Annotated in this window: 18 protein-coding genes; 9 read left to right on the top strand and 9 right to left on the bottom strand. The window is 43.7% G+C overall.

Features of this window, described 5'->3' with window-relative positions:
- Nucleotides 1–990, top strand: a complete 990-nt coding sequence (locus ABXS85_RS06400) for an NAD-dependent epimerase/dehydratase family protein (protein WP_353669210.1) — start codon at nt 1–3, stop codon at nt 988–990.
- 105 nt (nt 991–1,095) lie between these two features.
- On the opposite strand, the gene ABXS85_RS06395 is transcribed toward ABXS85_RS06400, so the two are convergent.
- On the bottom strand, nt 1,096–1,881 hold the full coding sequence (locus ABXS85_RS06395) for a cyclase family protein (protein WP_353669209.1): 786 nt from the start codon (nt 1,879–1,881) through the stop codon (nt 1,096–1,098).
- Between the two features lie 191 nt (nt 1,882–2,072).
- Between ABXS85_RS06395 and ABXS85_RS06390 the strand changes: the two genes are divergently transcribed.
- Nucleotides 2,073–3,575 (top strand): NAD(P)H-hydrate dehydratase, encoded by a 1,503-nt coding sequence (locus ABXS85_RS06390; RefSeq protein WP_353669208.1) that lies wholly within the window; start codon nt 2,073–2,075, stop codon nt 3,573–3,575.
- Nucleotides 3,576–3,619: 44 nt separating this feature from the next.
- Here the strand turns inward: ABXS85_RS06390 and ABXS85_RS06385 are convergent, their stop codons facing one another.
- Nucleotides 3,620–4,501 (bottom strand): LysR family transcriptional regulator, encoded by an 882-nt coding sequence (locus tag ABXS85_RS06385; protein WP_353669207.1) that lies wholly within the window; start codon nt 4,499–4,501, stop codon nt 3,620–3,622.
- Between the two features lie 97 nt (nt 4,502–4,598).
- Between ABXS85_RS06385 and ABXS85_RS06380 the strand changes: the two genes are divergently transcribed.
- The 4 genes from ABXS85_RS06380 to ABXS85_RS06365 all read left to right on the top strand — a co-directional run bounded on the left by ABXS85_RS06380 (nt 4,599) and on the right by ABXS85_RS06365 (nt 8,586).
- Nucleotides 4,599–5,300, top strand: coding sequence for a CoA transferase subunit A (locus ABXS85_RS06380; RefSeq protein WP_353669206.1), 702 nt, complete (start codon nt 4,599–4,601; stop codon nt 5,298–5,300).
- A gap of 22 nt (nt 5,301–5,322) precedes the next feature.
- Nucleotides 5,323–5,985, top strand: a complete 663-nt coding sequence (locus tag ABXS85_RS06375) for a 3-oxoacid CoA-transferase subunit B (protein WP_353669205.1) — start codon at nt 5,323–5,325, stop codon at nt 5,983–5,985.
- A 199-nt stretch (nt 5,986–6,184) separates the two neighbouring features.
- Nucleotides 6,185–7,360 (top strand): acetyl-CoA C-acetyltransferase, encoded by a 1,176-nt coding sequence (locus ABXS85_RS06370; protein WP_353669204.1) that lies wholly within the window; start codon nt 6,185–6,187, stop codon nt 7,358–7,360.
- A 185-nt stretch (nt 7,361–7,545) separates the two neighbouring features.
- Entirely contained in the window at nt 7,546–8,586 is a 1,041-nt protein-coding gene (locus ABXS85_RS06365) for a lipid A deacylase LpxR family protein (RefSeq protein ID WP_353669203.1), read from the top strand.
- A 136-nt stretch (nt 8,587–8,722) separates the two neighbouring features.
- On the opposite strand, the gene ABXS85_RS06360 is transcribed toward ABXS85_RS06365, so the two are convergent.
- Entirely contained in the window at nt 8,723–9,352 is a 630-nt protein-coding gene (locus tag ABXS85_RS06360) for a DsbA family protein (RefSeq protein WP_353669202.1), read from the bottom strand.
- A gap of 181 nt (nt 9,353–9,533) precedes the next feature.
- Between ABXS85_RS06360 and ABXS85_RS06355 the strand changes: the two genes are divergently transcribed.
- Nucleotides 9,534–10,472 (top strand): LysR family transcriptional regulator, encoded by a 939-nt coding sequence (locus tag ABXS85_RS06355; protein ID WP_353669201.1) that lies wholly within the window; start codon nt 9,534–9,536, stop codon nt 10,470–10,472.
- A gap of 26 nt (nt 10,473–10,498) precedes the next feature.
- On the opposite strand, the gene ABXS85_RS06350 is transcribed toward ABXS85_RS06355, so the two are convergent.
- Both ABXS85_RS06350 and ABXS85_RS06345 read right to left on the bottom strand, forming a co-directional pair.
- Nucleotides 10,499–11,353, bottom strand: a complete 855-nt coding sequence (locus tag ABXS85_RS06350) for an inositol monophosphatase (protein ID WP_353669200.1) — start codon at nt 11,351–11,353, stop codon at nt 10,499–10,501.
- 138 nt (nt 11,354–11,491) lie between these two features.
- On the bottom strand, nt 11,492–12,481 hold the full coding sequence (locus ABXS85_RS06345; protein ID WP_353669199.1) for a 2-hydroxyacid dehydrogenase: 990 nt from the start codon (nt 12,479–12,481) through the stop codon (nt 11,492–11,494).
- A gap of 632 nt (nt 12,482–13,113) precedes the next feature.
- Here ABXS85_RS06345 and ABXS85_RS06340 point away from each other — a divergent pair.
- Both ABXS85_RS06340 and ABXS85_RS06335 read left to right on the top strand, forming a co-directional pair.
- The gene (locus ABXS85_RS06340) at nt 13,114–17,460 is read left to right on the top strand and encodes a CHASE domain-containing protein (RefSeq protein WP_353669198.1); all 4,347 of its coding nucleotides are present in this window, start codon (nt 13,114–13,116) and stop codon (nt 17,458–17,460) included.
- Nucleotides 17,461–17,504: 44 nt separating this feature from the next.
- Nucleotides 17,505–18,824: a methyl-accepting chemotaxis protein gene (locus tag ABXS85_RS06335; RefSeq protein WP_353669197.1), complete on the top strand. Its 1,320-nt coding sequence runs from the start codon at nt 17,505–17,507 to the stop codon at nt 18,822–18,824.
- A gap of 67 nt (nt 18,825–18,891) precedes the next feature.
- On the opposite strand, the gene ABXS85_RS06330 is transcribed toward ABXS85_RS06335, so the two are convergent.
- From ABXS85_RS06330 to ABXS85_RS06315, 4 genes are all read right to left on the bottom strand, one after another.
- The gene (locus tag ABXS85_RS06330; RefSeq protein WP_353669196.1) at nt 18,892–19,350 is read right to left on the bottom strand and encodes a MarR family transcriptional regulator; all 459 of its coding nucleotides are present in this window, start codon (nt 19,348–19,350) and stop codon (nt 18,892–18,894) included.
- 163 nt (nt 19,351–19,513) lie between these two features.
- Nucleotides 19,514–20,833: a TRAP transporter large permease gene (locus ABXS85_RS06325; protein ID WP_353669195.1), complete on the bottom strand. Its 1,320-nt coding sequence runs from the start codon at nt 20,831–20,833 to the stop codon at nt 19,514–19,516.
- Nucleotides 20,826–21,329, bottom strand: coding sequence for a TRAP transporter small permease (locus tag ABXS85_RS06320; RefSeq protein WP_353669194.1), 504 nt, complete (start codon nt 21,327–21,329; stop codon nt 20,826–20,828). Before ABXS85_RS06320 ends, ABXS85_RS06325 begins: the two co-directional genes overlap by 8 nt.
- A 26-nt stretch (nt 21,330–21,355) precedes the next feature.
- Nucleotides 21,356–22,390: a TRAP transporter substrate-binding protein gene (locus tag ABXS85_RS06315; RefSeq protein ID WP_353669193.1), complete on the bottom strand. Its 1,035-nt coding sequence runs from the start codon at nt 22,388–22,390 to the stop codon at nt 21,356–21,358.
- Between the last annotated feature and the right edge of the window lie 103 nt (nt 22,391–22,493).

The raw sequence follows: 22,493 nt of genomic DNA, 5'->3' as shown, positions 1-22,493 counted from the left end.
ATGAATATACTGATAACGGGAGCGAACGGGTTTGTCGGTCAAGGGTTAACAAAGCGATTACTTGAGGTCGGCCAAATAGGGCAGCAAACCATCACCCGCTTGACCTTACTTGATCGGCAATTTGACGAGGTACTTTTTGAAAAAATATCTTCAACAAAAGTGCCTTCAATTAAAATCGAAAAATACTCGGGCGATCTATCCGATGGCACTTGGTTGTGGGACACGCTGAGCGGTTCCACCATCGACGTGATTTTTCATTTAGCCAGCATTCCCGGTGGTATGGCAGAACAAAACGATAGCTTGGCTCGTAAAGTCAATATCGACGCCACCATGACCTTGCTTGAAATCGCCAAGGCACAAACGGAAAACGGACAAGGTAAACCCATCTTCGTTTTTGCCAGCAGCATTGCCGTATTTGGCAAGATGCCGGATTTTGTCAACGACGACACGCCCCTTAAACCTCAGCTAAGCTATGGCGCTCATAAAATCGTGGGTGAAGTCATGATCAACGACTTTAGCCGCCGTGGTTGGGTGGATGGTCGTTCGTTGCGTTTACCTGGAATATTAGCGCGACCACCTGCGAAAACAGGCCAATTATCTGCTTTTTTAAGTGACATTATTCGAGAACTGGCACGAGGAAATCACTTTGTATGTCCCATGTCTGAGAAGGCAACCACTTGGGCATCTTCATTACCTAATATAGTGGATAATCTATTGCATGCGGCCTGTATTGATGCAGCTAAGTTAACATATGATCGCGCCATTACCTTACCTACTTTGTGTTTTAACATGGCTGAGTTAGTTCAAGCCATTGGTGATGCATATGATCAGCCAGTTAAAGAATTGGTAACCTATGAAGTGAATACTCATATTGAGCGTCTATTTGGCTGTTTTCCGAGTTTAATAACAGCAAAAGCGGATCAGTTAGGCTTTCAACATGATGGTGACCTAATGAATCTGGTGAAAAAAGCATTGCCATCAGAGGGGTAAAGGAATGTCTTTTGAGAAACCGTTAGCTAACGCTGGTATTGGATGAGCCATAAAAGAGAAAATGCGCAACCAGCTGAGCATTTTCTCTTCAATAGAGAGAGAATTTTATTCAAATATTGCTACGGCGCGAACGAAGCCAGCTGAACCATTTTTGATTTTATAGGGAAAGCAAGACACCAAGAAGCCATTGGCTGGTAACGCTTCCAAGTTGGAAAGCTTTTCCATTTGCCCGTACCCTATGTCTCGACCGGCTTTGTGACCTTCCCAAATGATAGAGGCATCGCCAGATTCGGCATATCTTTCGCGGGTATAACTAAAGGGCGCATCCCAGCTCCAAGCATCGGTTCCAACCACACGAACACCACGTTCGAGAAGATACAGTGTGGCTTCACGACCCATACCCACCCCCGCTTCTAAATAACCTGCTTCACCGTAAATGGCCCCAGCTCGGGTATTGACCAAAACAATATCCAAAGGTTGAAGCTCATGACCAATCCGTTTTAACTCCTTTTCCACTTCTTCAGCGGTGATGATATGGCCATCAGGATAATCGCGGAAATCCAGTTTAACCCCAGGTTGTAGACACCAATCTAATGGTAGCTTATCTATTCCGTAAGCGGGCTTGCCACCATCTGTGGTAGAGGCATAATGCCAAGGAGCGTCCATATGTGTACCGTTATGAGCGCTCATGACCATTTTTTCTACAGCCCAAGCTTCATTGCCTGGCATGTCTTCTTTTTTTAACCCTGGAAACATGCCAGCCATTTCGTCCCACCCTTGTTGATGATCAGTGTAATCTATCTTAGGCAGTAATGGTGGTGGATCTGTGTAAGGATTGTTCTCTAATGTAACGGACAAATCCACGATGCGTCTTGATTCGGATATTTTCATATTGCCACTCTTTTTATTATAGAAATTACCTTTGCTTAATTAAGTCAGAATAGGCAAAAAACGGGTGCTAATTAAGTTGATAATATTTAAAGCAGCATTTGATAACATCAAATGCTCTTTTGATCCGTCAGAATAGCTTAAGCTATAAGAAGTAAGACAAAACCGAATCGAAGGAAATCGAGTGGAATATTATGGCGACAGACAAGTATTTTTTACTCACACCTCAACAAATGGCGTTAGCAGATCAAGCTGCTATCCAGTCTGGTGTATCGGCATTTCAGTTGATGGCCGCAGCAGGGCAGGCCGTAGTTGATGAGATTGTTCAGCGTTGGTCGCCATGCAGGGTATTGATTATGGCTGGGCCGGGCAATAATGGTGGTGATGGTTTTGTGATTGCTAACTTGCTACAACAAGCTGGCTGGCCAGTCACCTTGGCTTATGTTGGTCGGCTGGAATCCATGTCGGAAGAGGCACAGGCGCACGCTAAAAATGGGCAAAGTGAAGCTGTAGCTTTGTCTGAAAATTTGCTAAAGCAAGCCGATTTGGTAGTGGATGCGTTATTTGGTGCTGGTTTGTCGCGGCCCATTGATGGCCATATTAAGTCCGTATTAACAGCTTTAGCTGACTCCGGCATACCTGTTTGCGCCGTAGACGTGCCAAGTGGCTTGGATGGGGCGACCGGAAAGGTGCTTGGTATCGCTGTTAAAGCTCAGCTAACCGTCACTTTCTTTCGTAAAAAGCCCGGGCATTTGTTGTTACCCGGACGTCATTTGTGTGGTGAATTGGTGGTCAGTGATATAGGGATTCCGCCTCAAGTCTTACCTTCATTAGCTATTAATTGTTTGGAAAATCACCCTGAAAACTGGTTACCCTTTGTCCCTAGACATCAACTCGATGGCCATAAATTTCATCGCGGACATGTTCTGGTTTACGGTGGGCGCTGGATGACGGGAGCCAGCCGTTTATCGGCAAGAGCGGCTCTTCGCGTGGGTGCAGGTTTAGTGTCTATGGCGGTGCCTGAGTCTGCTTGGTCTGTGTATGCCGCCTCGCAACTGGCAATCATGGTCAATCCATTAACCGACGCGAAAGTGGAGAAGGCTTTCGAGGTGTTGTTGCAAGATGACAGATACAACACCATCTTAATAGGCCCAGGTGCTGGGCTGGAAGGTGCTCATAAAGGGCGTTTACAGCAAGGGGTATTGGATGCTCTGGCAACACGGCGACCTTGTTTACTTGATGCCGATGCCATTAGTGCATTTGCCGATGATCCGCAAATCCTCTTTTCCGCTATTCAAGGCCCTTGTGTACTGACGCCTCATGAAGGGGAATTCGCTCGTTTATTTCCTCATTTGGCTATGCAAACGGGAATGGACAAAGTGAGTCGAGCGCAATTGGCGGCAAAACAAAGTAACAGCGTTATTGTGCTGAAAGGCGCAGATACCATCATTGCATCACCCGATGGCTTGTGTGCTATCAATACCAATGCGCCACCCGAATTGGCAACGGCAGGATCGGGGGATGTCTTGGCTGGACTGATTGCGGGATTAATGGCACAGGGAATGCCGATTTGGCAAGCGGCTTGTGCTGGTGTTTGGATACATGGTGAATTGGGTAACTTACTTGGAGTTGGTTTAATTGCTGAAGATTTGGTGGAAGCGGTACCCAGTGTACTGAAATCAATATTTGACAAATAAATAAATTCTACATGGTAGAATTTTTAGTAAATATGTATGTAGTGTTATCGATAAGTACTGATGAGTGTGTTTAGCATGGCCGATGCGGCAACAGATAAACTGGATCTTGGCTGGCAAATGACACCGACTCGCCATTTGATGGCGGGATGACTGATGGTATGGCAGATTGCTCCTTGCTCTTCCGCTTGTTTTTGACACAAAGCGGGTACCACGGCCACCCCCATACCTTCACTCACCATTCGACAGACAGTATTCAGTTGATGAGCATCGAAAGCGACACCAAGTTCCAACTGGTGTTTCTTTAATTCGGTTTCTATCTTATTACGTACATTGGATGGCCTTTGCAAACTGATAAAGTCATTTTCCATCAGTTCACTCCAAGTCAAACTTGTGTGCTGATTTAGAGGGTGTTGAGGCGGCAGGATAGCAATAAACTCATCCTCATACAGGGGGTGGAAAGATAACTTATTCAAGTTTTCTGGTTCAAAAGAGATGCCCAGTTCGACTTGGTTAGTGCGAACCATCTCTTCAACTTTGTCAGACAGCACATCATGAATAGCAACTTTTACTTTTGGGTAGGCTTGGTGATAGTTGCGAATCGCTTTGGGCAATAGGGAAGCGGCAAACACTGGCATGGAAGCAATGCTGATTTTACCGCGTTGTAAAGCAAAGCGTTGCTTCATTTCTTCTTCAGCATTCTCCCAATGAGCCAATAGTTGTTTGGCAATGGGCACAAGAGCTTCTCCTTCTGGAGTCAAAGTCATGCTTCGTGTCGTGCGGATAAACAGCTTTCCCCCCAAATCCTCCTCTAAACTTTTTATCGACAAACTCAAAGCCGGTTGTGATAAATGCAGCTGATTGGCCGCTTGGACAAAATTTAATGTGTGGGACAAAGCGAGAAAGGCACGAATTTGCTTGATGTTCATTTTATTTAAAAAACTTATTAATAAATATAAAAAACAAAATTAATTTATTTATTAAGGTGAGTCAAACTGACATAAAAACAATAAGTGGAGAAAGGTCATGGCAGGTTTTAATAAACTGGTTACTTCTTATGCTGAAGCCTTGTCAGGGTTGCAAGATGGTATGACGGTGCTTGCTGGTGGTTTTGGTTTGTGTGGCATAGCCGAAAATTTGATTGAAGAAATTAAGCGCAAAGGCGTGAAAGATCTCACAATCGTCTCTAATAATTGTGGCGTAGACGGTTTTGGCTTGGGGGTATTGTTGGAAGACAAGCAAGTTCGGAAAATGATTTCTTCCTATGTTGGTGAGAATGCCTTATTTGAACAACAGCTATTAGCAGGAGAGTTGGAAGTTGAGCTGACACCACAAGGTACTTTGGCTGAAAAAATGCGTGCCGGTGGCGCTGGTATCCCTGCCTTTTATACGGCGACTGGTGTCGGGACACCTGTCGCGGAAGGCAAAGAAACGAAATATTTTCACAATCGAGAATACTTACTAGAAGAAGCCATAACTGGGGATTTTGCCATTGTGAAAGGGTGGAAAGCCGATGCCTACGGTAATGTTATCTATCGCCATACGGCACAAAATTTTAATCCGTTAGCGGCGACTGCTGGAAAAATCACCGTTGTTGAAGTCGAGGAAATTGTACCTGTTGGAGAGTTGGACCCAGCACAGATTCACACTCCTGGTATTTATGTGGACCGTGTAATTTTAGGGCAATTTGAGAAGCGTATCGAACAACGTACAACGACAAGCAACTGATTATTAGGCGGGAGAAAGTAAAATGGCTTTAACGAGAGATCAAATGGCGCAGCGTGTGGCGCAAGAGTTGGAAGACGGTTTCTATGTGAATTTGGGAATCGGTATCCCAACTCTAGTGGCGAATCATGTGCCGGATAATATGGAAGTCATGTTGCAATCAGAAAATGGTTTATTAGGCATGGGGGCATTTCCAACGGAAGACGCGATTGATGCAGATATGATTAATGCCGGTAAGCAAACGGTTACTGCGGTAAAAGGAGCATCCATTTTTTCCTCCGCTGAATCTTTTGCCATGATTCGAGGTGGGCATGTAGACCTTACGGTATTGGGAGCGTTTGAAGTGGATGTGAATGGCAACATTGCTTCTTGGATTATTCCAAATAAGTTGATCAAAGGGATGGGGGGGGCCATGGATTTGGTAGCAGGTGCGGAAAATATTATTGTCACCATGACACATGCCTCTAAAGCTGGGGAATCTAAGCTGTTGACGAATTGCACTTTACCCCTTACTGGTCAAGCTTGTATTAAAAAGGTATTAACGGATTTAGCTTGGATTGAAATTGAAAACGGTGCCTTTGTGCTTAAAGAGCGTGCTCCAGGTGTGTCGGTGGAGGAAATTCAAGCAAAGACGGCTGGTAAGCTGATGATACCTGAGTATGTGCCTGAAATGCAGTTTGCAGAATAAAGGTATGCATTATATTTATTTCATAATGCGTGTTTTATTTGATATTGTTATGTGGATATATGATACAAAGTAACAATTGACTGAAAATGTGTGCTTTGTTTTCTAGTATACAAAACTCGTATTGACACAATAAATCTCGCTCATGACCCAGACAATTAACATTTGGGTAAGAAAAATAAGCAGTTGAGGAGTTATAGGCATGAAAGCTGTTATTGTTGCTGCAGCAAGAACCCCAATAGGTGCCTTTAATGGCGCTTTATCGTCATTGAGTGCGGTGCAAATTGGTACTCAGTTATTACAAGGTATGTTGGCAAAACAGCCTACATTACAAGAGCATATTGAAGAAGTGATTTTAGGTCAGGTGCTCACTGCTGGATGTGGTCAAAACCCTGCACGTCAAACCGCTATTTATGCAGGTCTCCCGAAACATGTTAGCGCGATGACCATTAATAAAGTCTGTGGTTCTGGATTAAAAGCGGTGCAATTGGCAGCACAATCTGTCCTGTCCGGTGAGTCTGCTATGGTGCTTGCTGGTGGGCAAGAAAGTATGAGTCAGGCCGCTCATGTATTACCAAACAGCCGAAACGGTAAAAAAATGGGCGATTGGTCATTATTGGACACCATGGTAACCGACGGTCTATGGGATGCCTTCCAAGATTATCATATGGGGCAAACCGCAGAAAATATTGCTGATCGCTGGCATATCAACCGCGATGAGCAAGATTCTTTTGCTTTTCAATCGCAACAAAAAGCAAGCCAAGCGATTGAGGCAGGTCTTTTTGTCGAAGAAATTATTCCTCTTTGTATACCACAACGTAAGGGTGACCCAATAATCGTAGAGCAAGATGAGCAGCCGCGTCCGGACACAAGTTTGGCGTCTTTGGCAAAGTTACGTCCTGCTTTTAATAAGGAAGGTACGGTTACGGCGGGCAATGCTTCTACTTTGAATGATGGCGCAGCTATGGTGGTAGTAACATCAGACGAAGAAGCAAAGCGATTAGGTTTGCCCGTTTTAGCTGTGATTGAAGCAGCCAGTAGTGCGGGTGTTGATCCTGAAATCATGGGGACTGGTCCCATTGCTGCGACCCAAAAAGTATTAGAGAAAATGCATTGGCAAGTGTCTGATTTGGATTTGATTGAAGCCAATGAAGCCTTTGCAGTGCAAGCTTTATGCGTTAATAAAGAGTTGGGTTTGGACGTCAGTAAGGTCAATGTAAATGGTGGTGCTATTGCGTTAGGTCACCCAATTGGCGCTTCTGGTTGTCGGGTTTTGGTGACATTACTGCATCAGATGTCCCGACAAGACGCGAAAAAAGGTCTAGCCACCTTATGCATTGGTGGTGGCATGGGGGTGGCCATGTTGGTGTCACGCTAGAACCTCTAGAAATGATAAAAAAAAGCCTTGTCACTTCACAGACAAGGCTTTTTTTATGAATTGCGCAAGTTGTTAGGAAGCTTTAGGCAAGACCCAAGAAGTAATAAGGCAGAATATCGTGATTTATCAGGATTTCTATATAATAAGATTTTTCTTATATAATAAAGGTGCCTTGAATTACCATCATGATTCATCAACCGCAAACCTCATTTTTGTCCTCACTTTTTAAATATTCACTAGGACGTGTGTTCATTGCTATTTTGTTCGTCATGGGTGCTTTTTATGCTCTGCCTTTACAGGCGCAAGTCGATTTGATGTCTGTCACATTGGATAATGATTTTTTTGTCAATGAAGACAATGGCTATACCAACGGTCTCTTTGTATCTTCTTATGAAGTCGACGATACTCCCAGCTCCTCTGCTGATCCTAATGTGTTGGTAAAACCTTTTATGTGGAGCATGCCTAATGGCTTTTCTTTAACAAGAATAAAGGTACATAGCATTAGTCAAACCTTGATGACACCCAACGATTTAACACAGACCAATCCTCCCGAAGGTACTTTTCCTTATGCCGGGTTATTAACTTATACCAACACTTATATTTCGGTGAGTGCTGATCATGCGGATAAAATCAGTACCACGTTAGGCGTGGTTGGACCTTTGGCCTTGGGCAAACAAACTCAAAAAGCCATACATAAAATCATTTCAGCTCAAGACCCAAAAGGCTGGGATACTCAGTTGAAAAATGAGCCTGTGTTCATGATTTCAAGAAGTCGTAATTGGCGTACTTGGGTGTCAGATGACGGTAAGATGGATCTACTTATGGGGGGCGGTGTGTCTGTTGGCACCATTAGAAGTAGTGTTGATACTGGGGTAATTTGGCGTTACGGTAGCCGAATGGAGAACTCCTTTGCTAGTGTTTTATTGTCCCGTGATCGTATTTCGAATCCGATCGCCATTGATCACGGGTGGTTTGTGTTTGCTGGTGCCTTGTTCAGTTACGACTTCAATCAAATCATTATGGATGGTAATACTTTCCGTGACAGTCGCTCGATTGATTATGATCACGCAATCAGCACTTTCTCAACAGGGCTAAGTTACTCATGGGGAGAGACTTCTTTAGCTTTTGCCATTAATACGCCGTTTTCCATCAATGGTAATGACGGAGATCGCGAAATAGATAAATATTTGCGTTATGGCACCTTGACCTTTGCATGGACCTTATGATGCAGGTTTGAATAAGGTGTTATGAACAGGGAATATCATAAAGCCCTTAGCTATGCTGAGGGCTTTTTTGTGAACAAGTGGCCTGTATTTATAAACAAAGGTTTGTTTATTTGAAAAGAGTCAGGAATTATGAACCTTATTGGTGATCAAGCTGTGCTGTTAAATGCGCCATAAAAGCATCGGGTTGACCATAATATTGGCTATGCTGCAGGCGTATTAACCTATCCTTTTGCTGTAAAAATAGAGTCGGGAAACCGGATACTTGCCAAGTACTCATGCGTTGTTGATTGTCCTGAATATTCTTTAAGGAATCCTTTTTCACTTGTTGCATAGCAGCTTGCCAAGTCGATTCTTCTATTCCTAATTGCGCAGCGAAGGCTTGTAAATGATCTTCTTGATGAAGCGGCATACCCTCAATGTAGTGGGCTTGTTGCAGATGTTGAAGCATATCATGTGCATTAATGCCAAGTGTTTGACCTGCCCAAAAAGCTTGCGTTGTTAAATACGAATCCAGAATAAATTCTCCGTTAGCTGTGACTCTTTGTTGGTATTTCTTGCCAAACTCTACCTTGGAGAGGCTGGCAATACGCTGATCCGCTTGCACTATGTGTTGTCGAAAGCCCGGGTCTATGGCTCGTTTTGGAATCATACCGCCAGGGTAATAGTGAATGTCGAATTGATCGGATTGAGCCAGTTTTTGTAGCAGAGGCGAAGCGGCGTAACACCAGCCACACATAGGATCAAAAAAATAATGAATGTTATGCATTTTGTGCCCTTTAAAAAAAGATATTTGCTTGAGTTTACTCGTTTGATTAGTGCTAAAAAATAATTAAAAATGATCTAAATTATTTCTTATAATGTGCAGGTAAAATCAGCCTAATAGTCATAAGCGGATTAGCAGGGTAATAGTTGGATCTATAGAGTAGTTTGATGGATAGAGTAGTTTGATGGATAGAGTATTAGCGGCGAAAGTCTTTATTGATGTAACGGAAACCCGCAGTTTCACTAAAACGGCGGAACGCTTAGCTATGTCCCGTCCCATGGTAACCCGCTATGTGGATACTGTAGAGACTTGGCTGCAGCGACGTTTACTGCATCGCACGACAAGACAAGTGTCGCTGACCAGTGATGGTGAAACTTATTTAGAGGAAATAAAGTCTTGGTATCAACAGGCTGAGAGATTATCCAACCTTGCGGAACAAAGCGATGAATTAACCGGGGTGATTCGTGTTGCTACCAGCATGTCATTTGGCTACGCCCAGTTAATGCCGGCCCTGAAGGAATTCATGGCGTTGCATCCAAACCTTGAAGTGGATGTGGATCTAGCCGACTCGACCGCAGATTTAGTGGAAAGGCGTATTGATCTGACCTTGCGTATTGCTTCTAATCCGGACCCTGCACTCATTGGCAAACCGATTGCGCAATGTGAATCTGTGCTGGTGGCCTCGCCTGAATATCTTACTCAAGCAGATAAAAGGTTAATTCTGTCGCCAGACGATTTAAGGCATCACGATTGCTTGGGCTACAAGAATTTTGAACAGACGATTTGGCATCTTTCGAGTAACCAATCTAATGATCAGGATGCTTCCTTTACCACGCCGTCATTTGATAAAACCTTGGTGTCGGTTGAGACTCATTGTCGTTTAACTTGCAACGAAACCTCCGCCTTGTTACATGCCTGTTTATTGGGAATGGGCATTGCCATGCAGCCAACTTATTTGGTCAATCCTTACTTACAGCGTGGTGAATTGTGTCAGGTATTGCCGCAATGGCGTCCCAAAGACTTAACCATTTACGCACTCTATTCGTCGCGAAAACACCTTTCTCCCAAAGTCAGAGCCCTGATTGACTTCCTTAGCCAGTATTTTAAGCAGAATTCTTGGTGATTAAGTTGATTGAGCAACAGGTGGCTTTATTGTCTAAAATGCGCTGCTAAGGCTTGCCAGTCTGCTTCGGATTGGGCTGCCAGCATTTCGCCATCCAACATGCTGGGATGATATTCTTCACCACTAAATAGACGACATACGCCGCCGGCTTCGGTGAAGATGAGTACGCCTGCAGCATGATCCCACGGCATCATTTTGTAGGTAAGAGTGAATTGAAAATGCCCAAGAGCCAGTTGTCGATAAGCAGGACAAGAAGGTAGGTTGTTGATGCGCGCAAAGCGGGTCGCTTTAATGGCATACTCTTGCTTTCTTGCACCTTGATAAGAATGAATCGACATGATGCCGGCTTGTTGTTCCAGAGGCATGTCTTGGCTGATCTCTAGCTTAATGGGTGGTTTTTCAGGGGCAAAATAGGTTCCCCGTTCCTTTAAATCGGTTGCCTGATAGTAAGCACCTTCGCCAAGATTAGCGTATACCCAGTCGTCATTGACGGGATCATATAAGATGCCAAAACGGGTTACGCCTTTGACGACGACAGCGAGAATAATGCCAAAATCAGATAAACCGTGAGCGAAGTTCCAAGTGCCATCAATGGGATCGATAATGACACAGACATCTGCACGGGCAATGTGATCTGTGACACTTGGATCTGCCGCCACGGCTTCTTCACCGACAATGGCCCAGTTTGGAAAGCAGCGGCGAATCTCTTTACTAATGAAGTCTTCACTGGCTTGATCAGCAATGGTGACTAAGTCACTGCGGCTGGTTTTCTGTTGAACATGATTACTATCAAGTTGACGAAAATAAGGCATAACCACTTCTTGTCCAGTACGACGCAAAATGTTGATTAAAGTATCTTGAGTAGTTTGATCCAAATTCATTATGCCTTACTCCAATATATCTCCATTATGAGCCAAGATTATACGTTAGTAGTGTGACAATTTGTTGATCTTATATGTAAAACCTCAGTGTGCAATTAATATGCGAAAAAGGTTTAGGAAGGTGTGAATAAGTCTTCCTTAAGCCAGTCGTCGTTGCTGTGGGTTAGTTTGTTGGCTCTGTTCTAAGTTCTCTACGGTGGTTTGTGCAATATGGTTTAAGGCGACGTCAGTGAAATAACCTTGATGTCCTGTCACGACAACATTAGGAAAGGTCAGCATGAGCTGAAAAACACTGTCTTGTATAATGTGTGAAGACATATCTTCAAAGAAAATTTTGTTCTCTTGTTCGTAGACATCCAACCCTAAATAGCCAATTTTACCACTGTATAAGGCGTCGATGGCTTCTTGAGCATGCACCAAAGCACCACGGCTGGTATTGATGATCATGACACCGTCTTTCATTTTGCTCAGACTTTGGTTGTCTATCAGATGGTGAGTGGATTCGGTTAATGGACAGTGTAAGCTAATGATGTCACTTTGCTGATATAGCTCGTTTAATGACACATAGGCGCAACCCATCTCAATAAGTGTATCGGAAGGGTATATGTCATAACAGATGACTCGGCAGCCAAAGCCTTTCATGATATGGCAAAATGCGGCACCAATACGACCTGTTCCAATGCAGCCCACCGTTTTGCCTTCTAAATTGAAGCCGAGTAATCCTTCCAAGGCAAAGTTACCTTCTTTGACCCTATGATAAGCGCGATGTGTTTTACGATTTAGCGCCATGATTAGCGCAACAGCATGTTCAGCTACCGACGTTGGGCTATAGTCTGGTACATGGAAAACACTGACGCCTTGTTGTTTTGCGGCGGCTAAATCTACGTTATTAAATCCTGCACAACGTAAGGCGATGGTGTTTACACCTTGTTGTTTGAGTTGCTGTATGACCTTGGCATTAACGTCATCATTGACAAAACAGGATACGGCATCAAAACCTTTTACCAAACTGACGGTTTCTTCACTTAAACGGCTCTCAAAAAAATTCATTTCTAGATCCTTATCTGCAATGAATTCATTTAAGGTGCGTTTATCATAGGGTTTGCATGAGAATACGGCGACTTTCATAACGGAATTCCTTTTGGTAAGAGGTGGGCTTATCCTATGGTTATAGCGTAAAAAATGTCTTTGTTGGGGGTTGCAGGAGATTTTGTTGATTTAAGGCAATCTTTTATAAACAATATTTATACTTTGAAGAGGATTCGCTGCATTTTCTCAGTAAGAGGAAACGCAAAAAATAGTGAATTATTTTATTGAAGTTAGGGAAGGTACGAACAAGTCCACTGACTTCAGCGTGTGGATAACTCTCTTTTATTCGAGGCAAGTTTCGCTGTCCAATATAAGCATATTGGCAAGAAGCTTAACAAAGAATAAAGAGAGCTTAACCCACGCTCGGCAGCAAGCTCCTGCGCTGCCCTAATGCCCTACATCCATGTAGGTCTCCTTCGGGTCTTTCAGAGAAACGGCCTCTCTGTGTTAAGAGTGATTGAAAGGTATTAACATTCCTGCTCACTCTTGCCTTGATAGGCCATTTCTCTGATAAGACTGATGTTCAGAAGACTTATTCGCACCTTCCTTAGGTTTAAGAAGGTGAAGAGCAAGGCGAATATCGACTAAAATTGCTTTATTGATTTAGATTATTAACGGATCTCTCAATAGTGGTATGTGAGTCTATTGAGGAAATTTGCCCGGAGGCAAACGTGCATTCGACCCCTGTCAGAACGGTTTTTAATTCTTGGGTATTCATCACTCTACTGTTGGGCTGCCTGGTCAGCCTCTATATTACTTACCAAGTACACTTATCTAATCAGCGTATTATTCATCAATCTGCTCAGCAAGCAGCTAACTCCCTTTTGCAGCAGGTGAGGACGCGTATTCAGCTTTACCAATACGGTTTGCGAGGGGTTAGAGGTGTGGTGTTAACAGCGGGTGAATTAGGGATCAATAGAGATATTTTTTACCGTTACAGCATAACTCGGGATATTGATGAAGAATTTCCAGGAGCCAATGGATTTGGTTTTATCCGCCGCGTCTCGCAAGAGCAAGAAGCCAATTATGTTCAGCGTATTCAACAGACCAGTTGGCCTGATTTTAGCGTAAAAGCGCTTTCACCTCATGTTACTGAGCGTTTTATCATTGAATTTGTGGAACCAGTAGCTCCTAACCAGCAGGCTATTGGTTTGGACATAGCGTCAGAAGTCAATCGCAGAGAGGCGGCGTTATCGGCCATTTACGAGGGGGAAGTAAGGCTAACGGGTCCTATTACGTTAGTACAAGCCAGTGGCAAGACCTTGCAATCGGTATTGATTCTTATGCCAATTTATCGAAGTGGTCAGATACCAAGTGCCATTAAAGAACGCAATGCCGAGGGCTTCGGTTGGAGTTATGCACCGCTGATTATGGAAGATGTGTTATCAGGACTGAAAATTGATCAAGATAAGATTCAATTTGAATTGTACGATATTACGGACTTGGATGACCAGGTGTGCTTCTTTAACAATGGTGAGAAGGGGTTAGAAGGTGACATTTTTTATGCTACTGAGGAGATTTATGGTCGTCAGTGGCAAAGCCGACTGCGCGTCACTCCTGCTTTTATTCAAGACTTACGTCTCACTGATCCGATATTATTCTCGATTTTTGGTGGATTAATTACCTTTTTAGCGGCCATTATTGTGGCCGTAGTGCGCATTAATTTGGCTAGGCGTCAAGAAGTCGTGGCGCACCAGTCTCGTCTTGCTGCTGTAGTAGAAAGCTCGGCCGATGGCATCATAGGTTTAAACTTGGAAGGTGTTATCCACAGCTGGAATAAAGGCGCAGAGCACATCTTTGGGTATCAAGCAGAGGAGGTGATTGGTCAAACTGCTTTATCTATTTTGGTACCAGAAGACCTTTGTTATGAAGAGGAAAGCGCTTTTCAACAGGTGCGGCATCATAAACAAGCCATGTCTTTAGAGAGCAAGATAAAAACCAAATTGGGTTCGCAAATTCCTGTATCGCTGACCATATCGCCTATTTTTGATGCCAATCAGAAGATCGTTGGTATTTCACAGAGTGTACGTGACATATCCGAACATAAAAAAGCCGAAGCAAAAATTCGTGAGTTAAACATCAGTCTGGAAGATCAAGTGAAAGCGCGTACTTCCGAATTAGAAGAGTTGAATTTACTGCTCAAAGATGTTCTGCAAGCCTCTTCTGAAATCTCCATTATAGCGACCAATGTGGCAGGTGAAATTACCTTATTCAATAAGGGTGCAGAAAGGATGCTGGGCTATCGTGCTGAAGAAATGTTGGGCCAGAAGACGCCAACTGAGTTCCATACTAGCGCTGAATTGGATGAACAGCGAGCCGCTATTTTTGAGGAATTTGGCGTCTATTTGTCTGATCCTATGGAAGTCTTAATTTTTAAAGCCAAGCAAAAAAATTATCACAGCCAAGAATGGACCTATGTGCATAAAAATGGCTCCCGTATGCCGGTATCTCTTGTGATTACTCAGATGAAAAACAGTCGTGGTGATTCCATAGGGTTTTTGGGCATGGCGATGGATATTTCTGAGCAAAAGCGTACTCAACAGGCACTGATGGCGGCACGAGATCAATTGTTGATTGCTGCTGAAGTTGCGCAACTTGGGGTGTGGAGTTGGGACGTGGAGCAGGATAGCTTGGAATGGAGCGATATGATGTACGACATTTATCGCTACCCTCGCAGTATGAAAGAAGAAGGTATCAGCCTGCAAGCTTGGCAGGCCAGGTTGCATCCAGAAGACAGAGAAAACACCTTAAACCATTTTTATCAGTCGGTACGCAACAGCAAACTTTACAATGATGTTTTTCGTATCGTCTTACCTGATGACACAGTGCGCTACATTCAAGCTGGTGCTTATATAGAAAAAGATGAGCAAGGAAATACATTACGATTAACTGGAGTCAATCAAGACATTACCACGGAGCGTGAACTGGAAACTTGGTTACGCCATGCCAAAGACGAAGCGGATGCCGCCAGTGCTGCGAAATCCAGCTTTCTTGCCAATATGAGCCATGAAATTCGTACTCCAATGAACGCCATTTTAGGCATGTTGCAATTGGTAAAACGTACTCCTCTTACAGAACAGCAGGATGATTACATCAATAAAGCGCAAATTTCAGCGAAATCCCTGCTCGGCTTAATCAATGATGTGCTGGATTTTTCTAAGGTTGATGCCGGTAAATTAGAGTTGGAGCAAGCGCCTTTTGACTTAGAAGAACTGCTTTGTGAATTATCAACCGTACTTTCCGGAAGCGTTTTAGCGGAAAATGTGGAGTTGATATTTGATATTGATAAAGACATCCCCGCCTTTTTGATAGGGGACAAGCTGCGTTTACTGCAAGTGCTGATTAATCTATTGAGCAATGCAATCAAATTTACTCAGCAAGGCAGCATCACTTTAGAAATCAAATGTAACATCTCAGATACTCAAACAGCTAACCTAGCCATTGCGGTTAAAGATACGGGTATTGGTATTTCACAAGAAAACTTAGAGTCCATTTTTGACGTCTTCTCACAGGCAGAGTCGTCGACGACGCGTCGCTTTGGCGGAACAGGGTTGGGTCTGGTTATTTGTCGTCGATTTGTCGAACTCATGGGCAGTGAACTCTTGGTTGATAGTAGGTTAGGTGAAGGGAGCCGTTTTTATTTTAGTATTGGTTTGCCTATTGCAGATGGAATGGATCAAGACAAGAATTCTTTGTCTAACATTGTGGCAAGAGACATCAAGGTGTTGGTGGCAGAGAGTAATCTCGCCTCCCAAATTATCCTCGCTAGAATGGCGCATAATTTAGGATGGCAGTTGGCTAAAGCGGATGATTTGGATGGCGTTCAGCAAGCGTTAGCTCGAGCTCATAATGAAGGTAAAGCATTTGATATTCTGTTATTGGATGGCAAGTTACTCAATGATACTTCGCGCCGACAATTGCTGGCATTTTATCAAACCATGGGCGAAGACTTTAAAGTGCCCAATGCCATCCTCTTAGTGAATGCAATACAGGCTGGGCAGCAAGGGTTGGATGACTCAACAATGCAGTTATTAAAACCAGTGACTTTGAGTCGCCTATCCGAAACTGTCTATCAAAGTCTTACTCATCAAAGCAGGGAGACTTATTCCTCTCGTGCTACTGACAGTGTCAAATCACTCGCAGGCTTACATTTATTGTTAGTGGAAGATAATGAGTTTAATCGACAGGTCGCCACCGAATTATTAACCATGGAAGGGGCGCAAGTGGATGTTGCAGAAGGTGGTGCAGAAGGCGTTGCCAAAGTGTTGGGACAGACCACAAATCAATACGATGCGGTCTTGATGGATATGCAAATGCCCGATGTTGATGGTCTCGAAGCGACTCGGGAAATTCGAATGGATGATCGTTTTGCCAGTTTACCCATCATTGCAATGACCGCCAATGTGTCTGTCGATGATCGTCAAGCTTGTCTTGCTGCTGGTATGAATGATCATCTCGGTAAGCCATTGGATATTGAGGAAATCATTCGCTGTATTTTGGCTTTTGTGCCGCATCATAAAGCCTTTAATGAAGAAAGATCAAATGAAGAAGCGCCCTTTGCTAGGACAGCGTCACCTGACACATTACTTTCTCAAGCTGCTAGCACAAATGGAGAGGTGAGTGGTGACATCGCCAGCGTTGAGCATGAAAGTGTCGACAGTATTTTAGAACGTTTTGGTGGTAGTACAGACTTGTATTTAAGTGTCATCAATGGTTTTGAAAGCGAAGCAAAATTCTTGATAGAGAATATCCAAGCAGCAGCGCAAAAAGCAGATATAGAGGCGACGAAAGAAGCCTTACACAGTCTAAAAGGAGCCTGCTTGACCATGGGCTTATTGGGCGTTTCTGGTATGGCAGGGCAGTTTGAGCAGCGCCTTAAGCAGCAAACAGACGAGTCTCTGCTGTCGGCGTGTTTAGCCGATATATTGGCTGCGACATTCCTCGTCCAGCTTGAAATGGAAACAGCACAAATTGTAGAAAAAATAAATCACATAGCGAGAACCTCGATTAACGACTAATCTGAATTAACAGTTGATTGACAAAGTGTTAAGGGAGATTGGACATGTTTAACACGAGTTTGAAAAACGACATGGTGCAGATTGAGGCTAAGCTGCATGCATTGAGCCAGATTAAAGACAGTCTCGATCAAGAAATGCTGGTCATGATTTTAAACCCGGATGGTAAAATTAATAAAGTAAATCAAGGACTTGTAACAGAGTTGTCGTCATCGGAAAGTTATTTTATAGGTAAAACCATTGCCGAGTTAACACCTCACTATGCTCGTGATACTGGCCATTTTCATGCGCTTAATAAAGCAATACAAGAGGCAAAACACTGGGTGGGGGCCATTGAGTTAGAAAAAGAAGATGGTGAGAAAGCTTGGCTGCGGGGCATATTTCAACCAATATTCAATGCCGAAAAGAAAGTTTTATATTTCTCTCTATATTGTAATGACCTCACTCGCACCATTACTAAATCTCGTGAAGATGAAAACATCATCTCGGCTCTACAGCGGTCTACCGCAGTCATTGAATTTGATTTGACCGGACACATTTTGACCGCTAATGATCTGTTTCTTCAAGGGATGGGATACTCCTTGGATCAAATCAAGGGTAAGCATCACCGAATGTTTTGTGACCCTGCCGAAACCGAAAAAGAGGAATATGCGTTATTCTGGAAACGCTTAGCACAAGGTCAATTCTCAACTGGACGATTCAAACGTATTGATAGCCATGGCAACACGGTATGGTTGGAAGCTTCTTATAATCCAATATCGGACGTGCATGGCAATTTTTATAAGGTGGTCAAGTTTGCCTCCATTATCACAGATGTAGTCAACCGTGAAATGGCGGTTTCAGAAGCGGCAGACATTGCTTATACCACGTCTCAGCAGACGGACAATACCGCGAGAAAAGGCAGTCAGGTGGTGAAGGATACAGTGGAGGTTATGCACCAATTATCGGATCAAATGGCGCAAGCTGCAGAGGGTATTTCGGAATTGGATAAGCAGTCTCAGTTGGTGGGTTCCATTATCCAAAGTATTCGCGGAATTGCCGATCAAACTAACCTGCTGGCCTTAAATGCGGCCATTGAAGCAGCGCGTGCCGGTGAGCAAGGACGAGGCTTTGCTGTGGTGGCAGATGAAGTGCGTCAATTAGCCTCTCGAACCAGTGAAGCCACGGAAGAGATTGTCGGAGTGGTAGAGAAAAACCAAACCTTAGCCGAAAACGCGGTCTCTTTGATCAATAAAGGCAAGGAACAAGCAGAACAAGGTTTATCCCTCTCCAATGAAGCAGGTGAGGTCATTGTAGAAATTCAGGATGGGGCTAAGCGAGTTGTCGATGCCGTGAGTCAGTTTGCCAATCAGTTTTCCACGGACTAATTTTCTTTAGTAACTATTGTAAGAAGGGCTTGTCGATTACAAGCCCTTCTTATTTGATTTGTATTGGCTAATCTTTTGCTAATACGTCTAGGGTGTTTAAGAGCCAGCGTACTTCTTTGTCGTCTTCTAGACGGTTGGCCATGGCTTGCTCGTGCTCCATCACCCGCTCGCTTATGGTTTTGAAGAAGTCTTCACCTTGATTGGTCATGAACAGAGCATAGGAGCGTCGATCATTTTTTGCTGGGCGACGCTCAATCACTTTCATTTGTTCCAGCTTATCAACCGCAGCCACCATAGCTGATCTATCATTGCCGAGGGCTTGTGCAACGGCAGTCTGAGTTAATCCCGGGTTGCGTTCCACAATAGCAATAACAGCAAATAAGCCTGGACTGATGCCTAAGTCTGAACAGACTTCGGAAAATTTGTTGAAAAAATTCATCTGTGCTCGTCTTAGGCGATAACCCACTAGGTTATTTAAAATGCCGAAATCGATATCTTTATCTGAAGTTTTTATTTCTCGCGACATTTATTTCTCTTCACAGTTTCTTAGATATAAATCATTGTAATATAAACATCTATTGTTGTGTTATTAAACTGTTTAGTAATTTTATGGGTGGGTGGCAAAAGAAGCAAAAGAAAGCCGACACAAGGTCGGCTTGAAGGCAATTTTTTAACTCTTAATGAGTTAATTAACCAATTAAATGCACTAAACCAAGAGTAATACCTGGGAATATGACCAAAAGTGCGACACGGACAAAGTCCGAAATCAAGAAAGGCACAACACCTTTAAAACACTCTTTTAGTTTTAAGCTGTCATCGAAGGATTTGATGATAAATACATTCATTCCTACGGGTGGCGTGATTAATCCCACCTCCACGACAATCAGAGCCAGAATACCAAACCAGATGCCCGCATCTGCGACAGGAATACCAAAATCCATTGCCACTATGATAGGGAAGTAAATCGGAATGGTTAGCAAGATCATGGCTAAGCTGTCCAAAAAACAACCCATAACTAAGTAGGTTAGTAACATTATGGTTAGAATGGTGTAAGGCGATAGACCAGAATTAGTGATGAACTCCACACCCACATCAGGTAAGCGTGATAAGGCAATGAAAACGCTAAATAAGTCCGCCCCTAATACGATAAAGAAAATCATCGCGGAAGAAACGGCGGTTTTCATTAGACACATTAACAAGCCATCCAAACGCATTTTGCCATGGGTCATGGCCAGAATAGCCGTTAAGATAACCCCCACAGAAGCCGCTTCAGTTGGTGTGAAAAAGCCTAAATAAATGCCACCTAATACGATCAGGAAAATGATGGTAATGTGCCACACATCCTTAGTGGATTTGAACTTTTGCGCCCAACTGGTTTTTTCACCACGAGGGCCTGATTCAGGATAGATGCGCACATAAATGGCAATGGCGAGAATGTATCCAGCTGCTGCTAAGAAGCCAGGAACAAAGGCCGCAATGAACATTTTCGAAATATTTTGCTCCGTTAGCACAGCAAAAATGATTAACACCATGGAAGGAGGAATCAAAATTCCCAACGTACCACCTGCTGCTAAAGCGCCAGATGCTAAGCTACCTGAATACTTTAAGCGTTTCATTTCAGGCAAGGCTACTTTACCCATAGTGGATGCAGTGGCTAACGAGGAGCCACAGATGGCTCCAAAAGCAGCGCACCCTGCAATGGCTGCCATGGCAATACCGCCACGTTGGCGGCCAATCCAAGTATTACAAGTGCGGAATAATTCTGCGGTGATACCGGATCGTGTTGCCAGTTCCCCCATCAATAAAAACAGGGGCACTACAGACAAATCGTAACTGGAGAATTTGGACACTGGAGCGGTGCCAAGGTAATCCAATAAGGCTGGCATACCGCCAATCATTACATAGCCAATGCCACCACAAACCATCATTGCTAATGCAATGGGAATGCGGATACTCATTAGCACCATTAGGGCTGCCATCATTAAAAAGGCCAGCTCAATATTACTCATGGTTGCCTCCACGAAGTGTGGTATACAGTCTATTCAGACCACAAATTCCGCAAAGAATCATACAAATGACTCCGACAGTGAAAGTCCACCATGTAGGAAGTTCCAGTAGCATGGATTGCTCAAGGTATTCTTTCGCCTCAAGACCACTTAAGGTCATGCGGTACGCAAAAGTAAAACAAACAGCAGTAAATAAGGCGTCACTGATGATACCTAAAGTGCGCAAGGTGCTCGATTTACAGTGCGCAGTAAAGAGGTCAACCACCACATGGCCTTTTTGCTGATAACATTTGGGTAAGAAGAGGAAAATGGCCATACCAAGTCCCATTTCTGTAATTTCATAATCGCCGACAATGGACTGTCCAACCAGACTTCGGCCGATAATGCTGGCAACCGTAACGATTGCCAGCATCAACATAATGAAACCACCCGTCAATGCGAAGATATTGGCAAGACGCTCTATGAGTAGATGTCTTGAAAACGCCGTATTTTGCATCATGCTTAACTCACCTAACTAACGAGAACTTAAAAGTTCTCGTATTTCTCGATCAGTGTTTTTGCTTTTTCTAACAGACGGTTCGCTTCGTAACCATCGTCATTCATATCCTCAATCCATTGATCTGTAACAGGCTGCAAGGTGGTTTTCCAACGGTCGTACTCAGCACCTTCAATAGTGTTGAAGGTATTACCATTGTCCACCGCGTCTTTGCGAGCGCCGATTTCGTATGCATCAAATACATCGCCAACAAAACCTGCTAGTGGCACACCTGAGTTGTCATCAATGACCCTTTGTAAATCCGCAGGTAAGCTGTCATAGGCTTTTTTGTTCATTGAGAAAATAAAGAACTGAGTATATAAGCCACGATCACCTTTGAATTCAGTGTGATGTGGTGCTAGCTCATGAATCTTCATTGGTTTTACGACTTCAAAAGGCAATGCAGTGACATCGATTACGCCTTTTGAAAGGGCACTTGGCATGGTAGGTACTGGCATGAAAACAGTATTGGCGTCCAAAATACTAAAGGCTTCTGCCATGACTTTATTTGGCGCACGAACTTTCATGCCATCTAGATCTTCCAGCTTTTTGATGTCTTTGGTGCGAGAATGCAAAGACCCAGGGAAGTGGGTGTGTAGAGCAAGCAATTTTACGTCTTTTAGCTCATCTTGCATCTCGGTTTCAGCGTAATCCTGAAGTGCCATACTGGTGATACGAGCGCTTAATGGCATGAAAGGTAGCTCAAAGGCTGTTGCTTTTGGGAAACGGCCTGGAGTGTAACCACCCACTGTCCAAGAGATATCAACAATGCCTTTGCGGGCTTGGTCAAACAATTGTGGTGGTTTGCCACCCAATTGCATGGCTGGGTAAATATCAATATGGATACGGCCATTGGATTCGGCTTCGACTTTGTCTGCCCAAGGTTGTAAGAAGTTTACTTGTGCATTTGAAACCGGTGGCAGGAAGTGATGAAGTTTGAAAGTGTATTCAGCTTCTGCAAGTACACTTGTCGAAAGAAGGGTTCCGGCCATTAAAGCCAGGGCTTTTATTTTTAAAATTTTCATGATTAGCACCTTATTATTTTTGTGTTGTCCAGTGTCACTGTGACCAATGTAACACATTGGTAATCTCATGTGCCTAGTTTGCTCTCGAGACATAAAATCATTT

Origin of the sequence: Marinomonas sp. THO17, from assembly GCF_040436405.1 — a bacterium.
GTDB lineage: Bacteria > Pseudomonadota > Gammaproteobacteria > Pseudomonadales > Marinomonadaceae > Marinomonas.
This window is presented reverse-complemented; position numbering and strand designations above follow the sequence as displayed.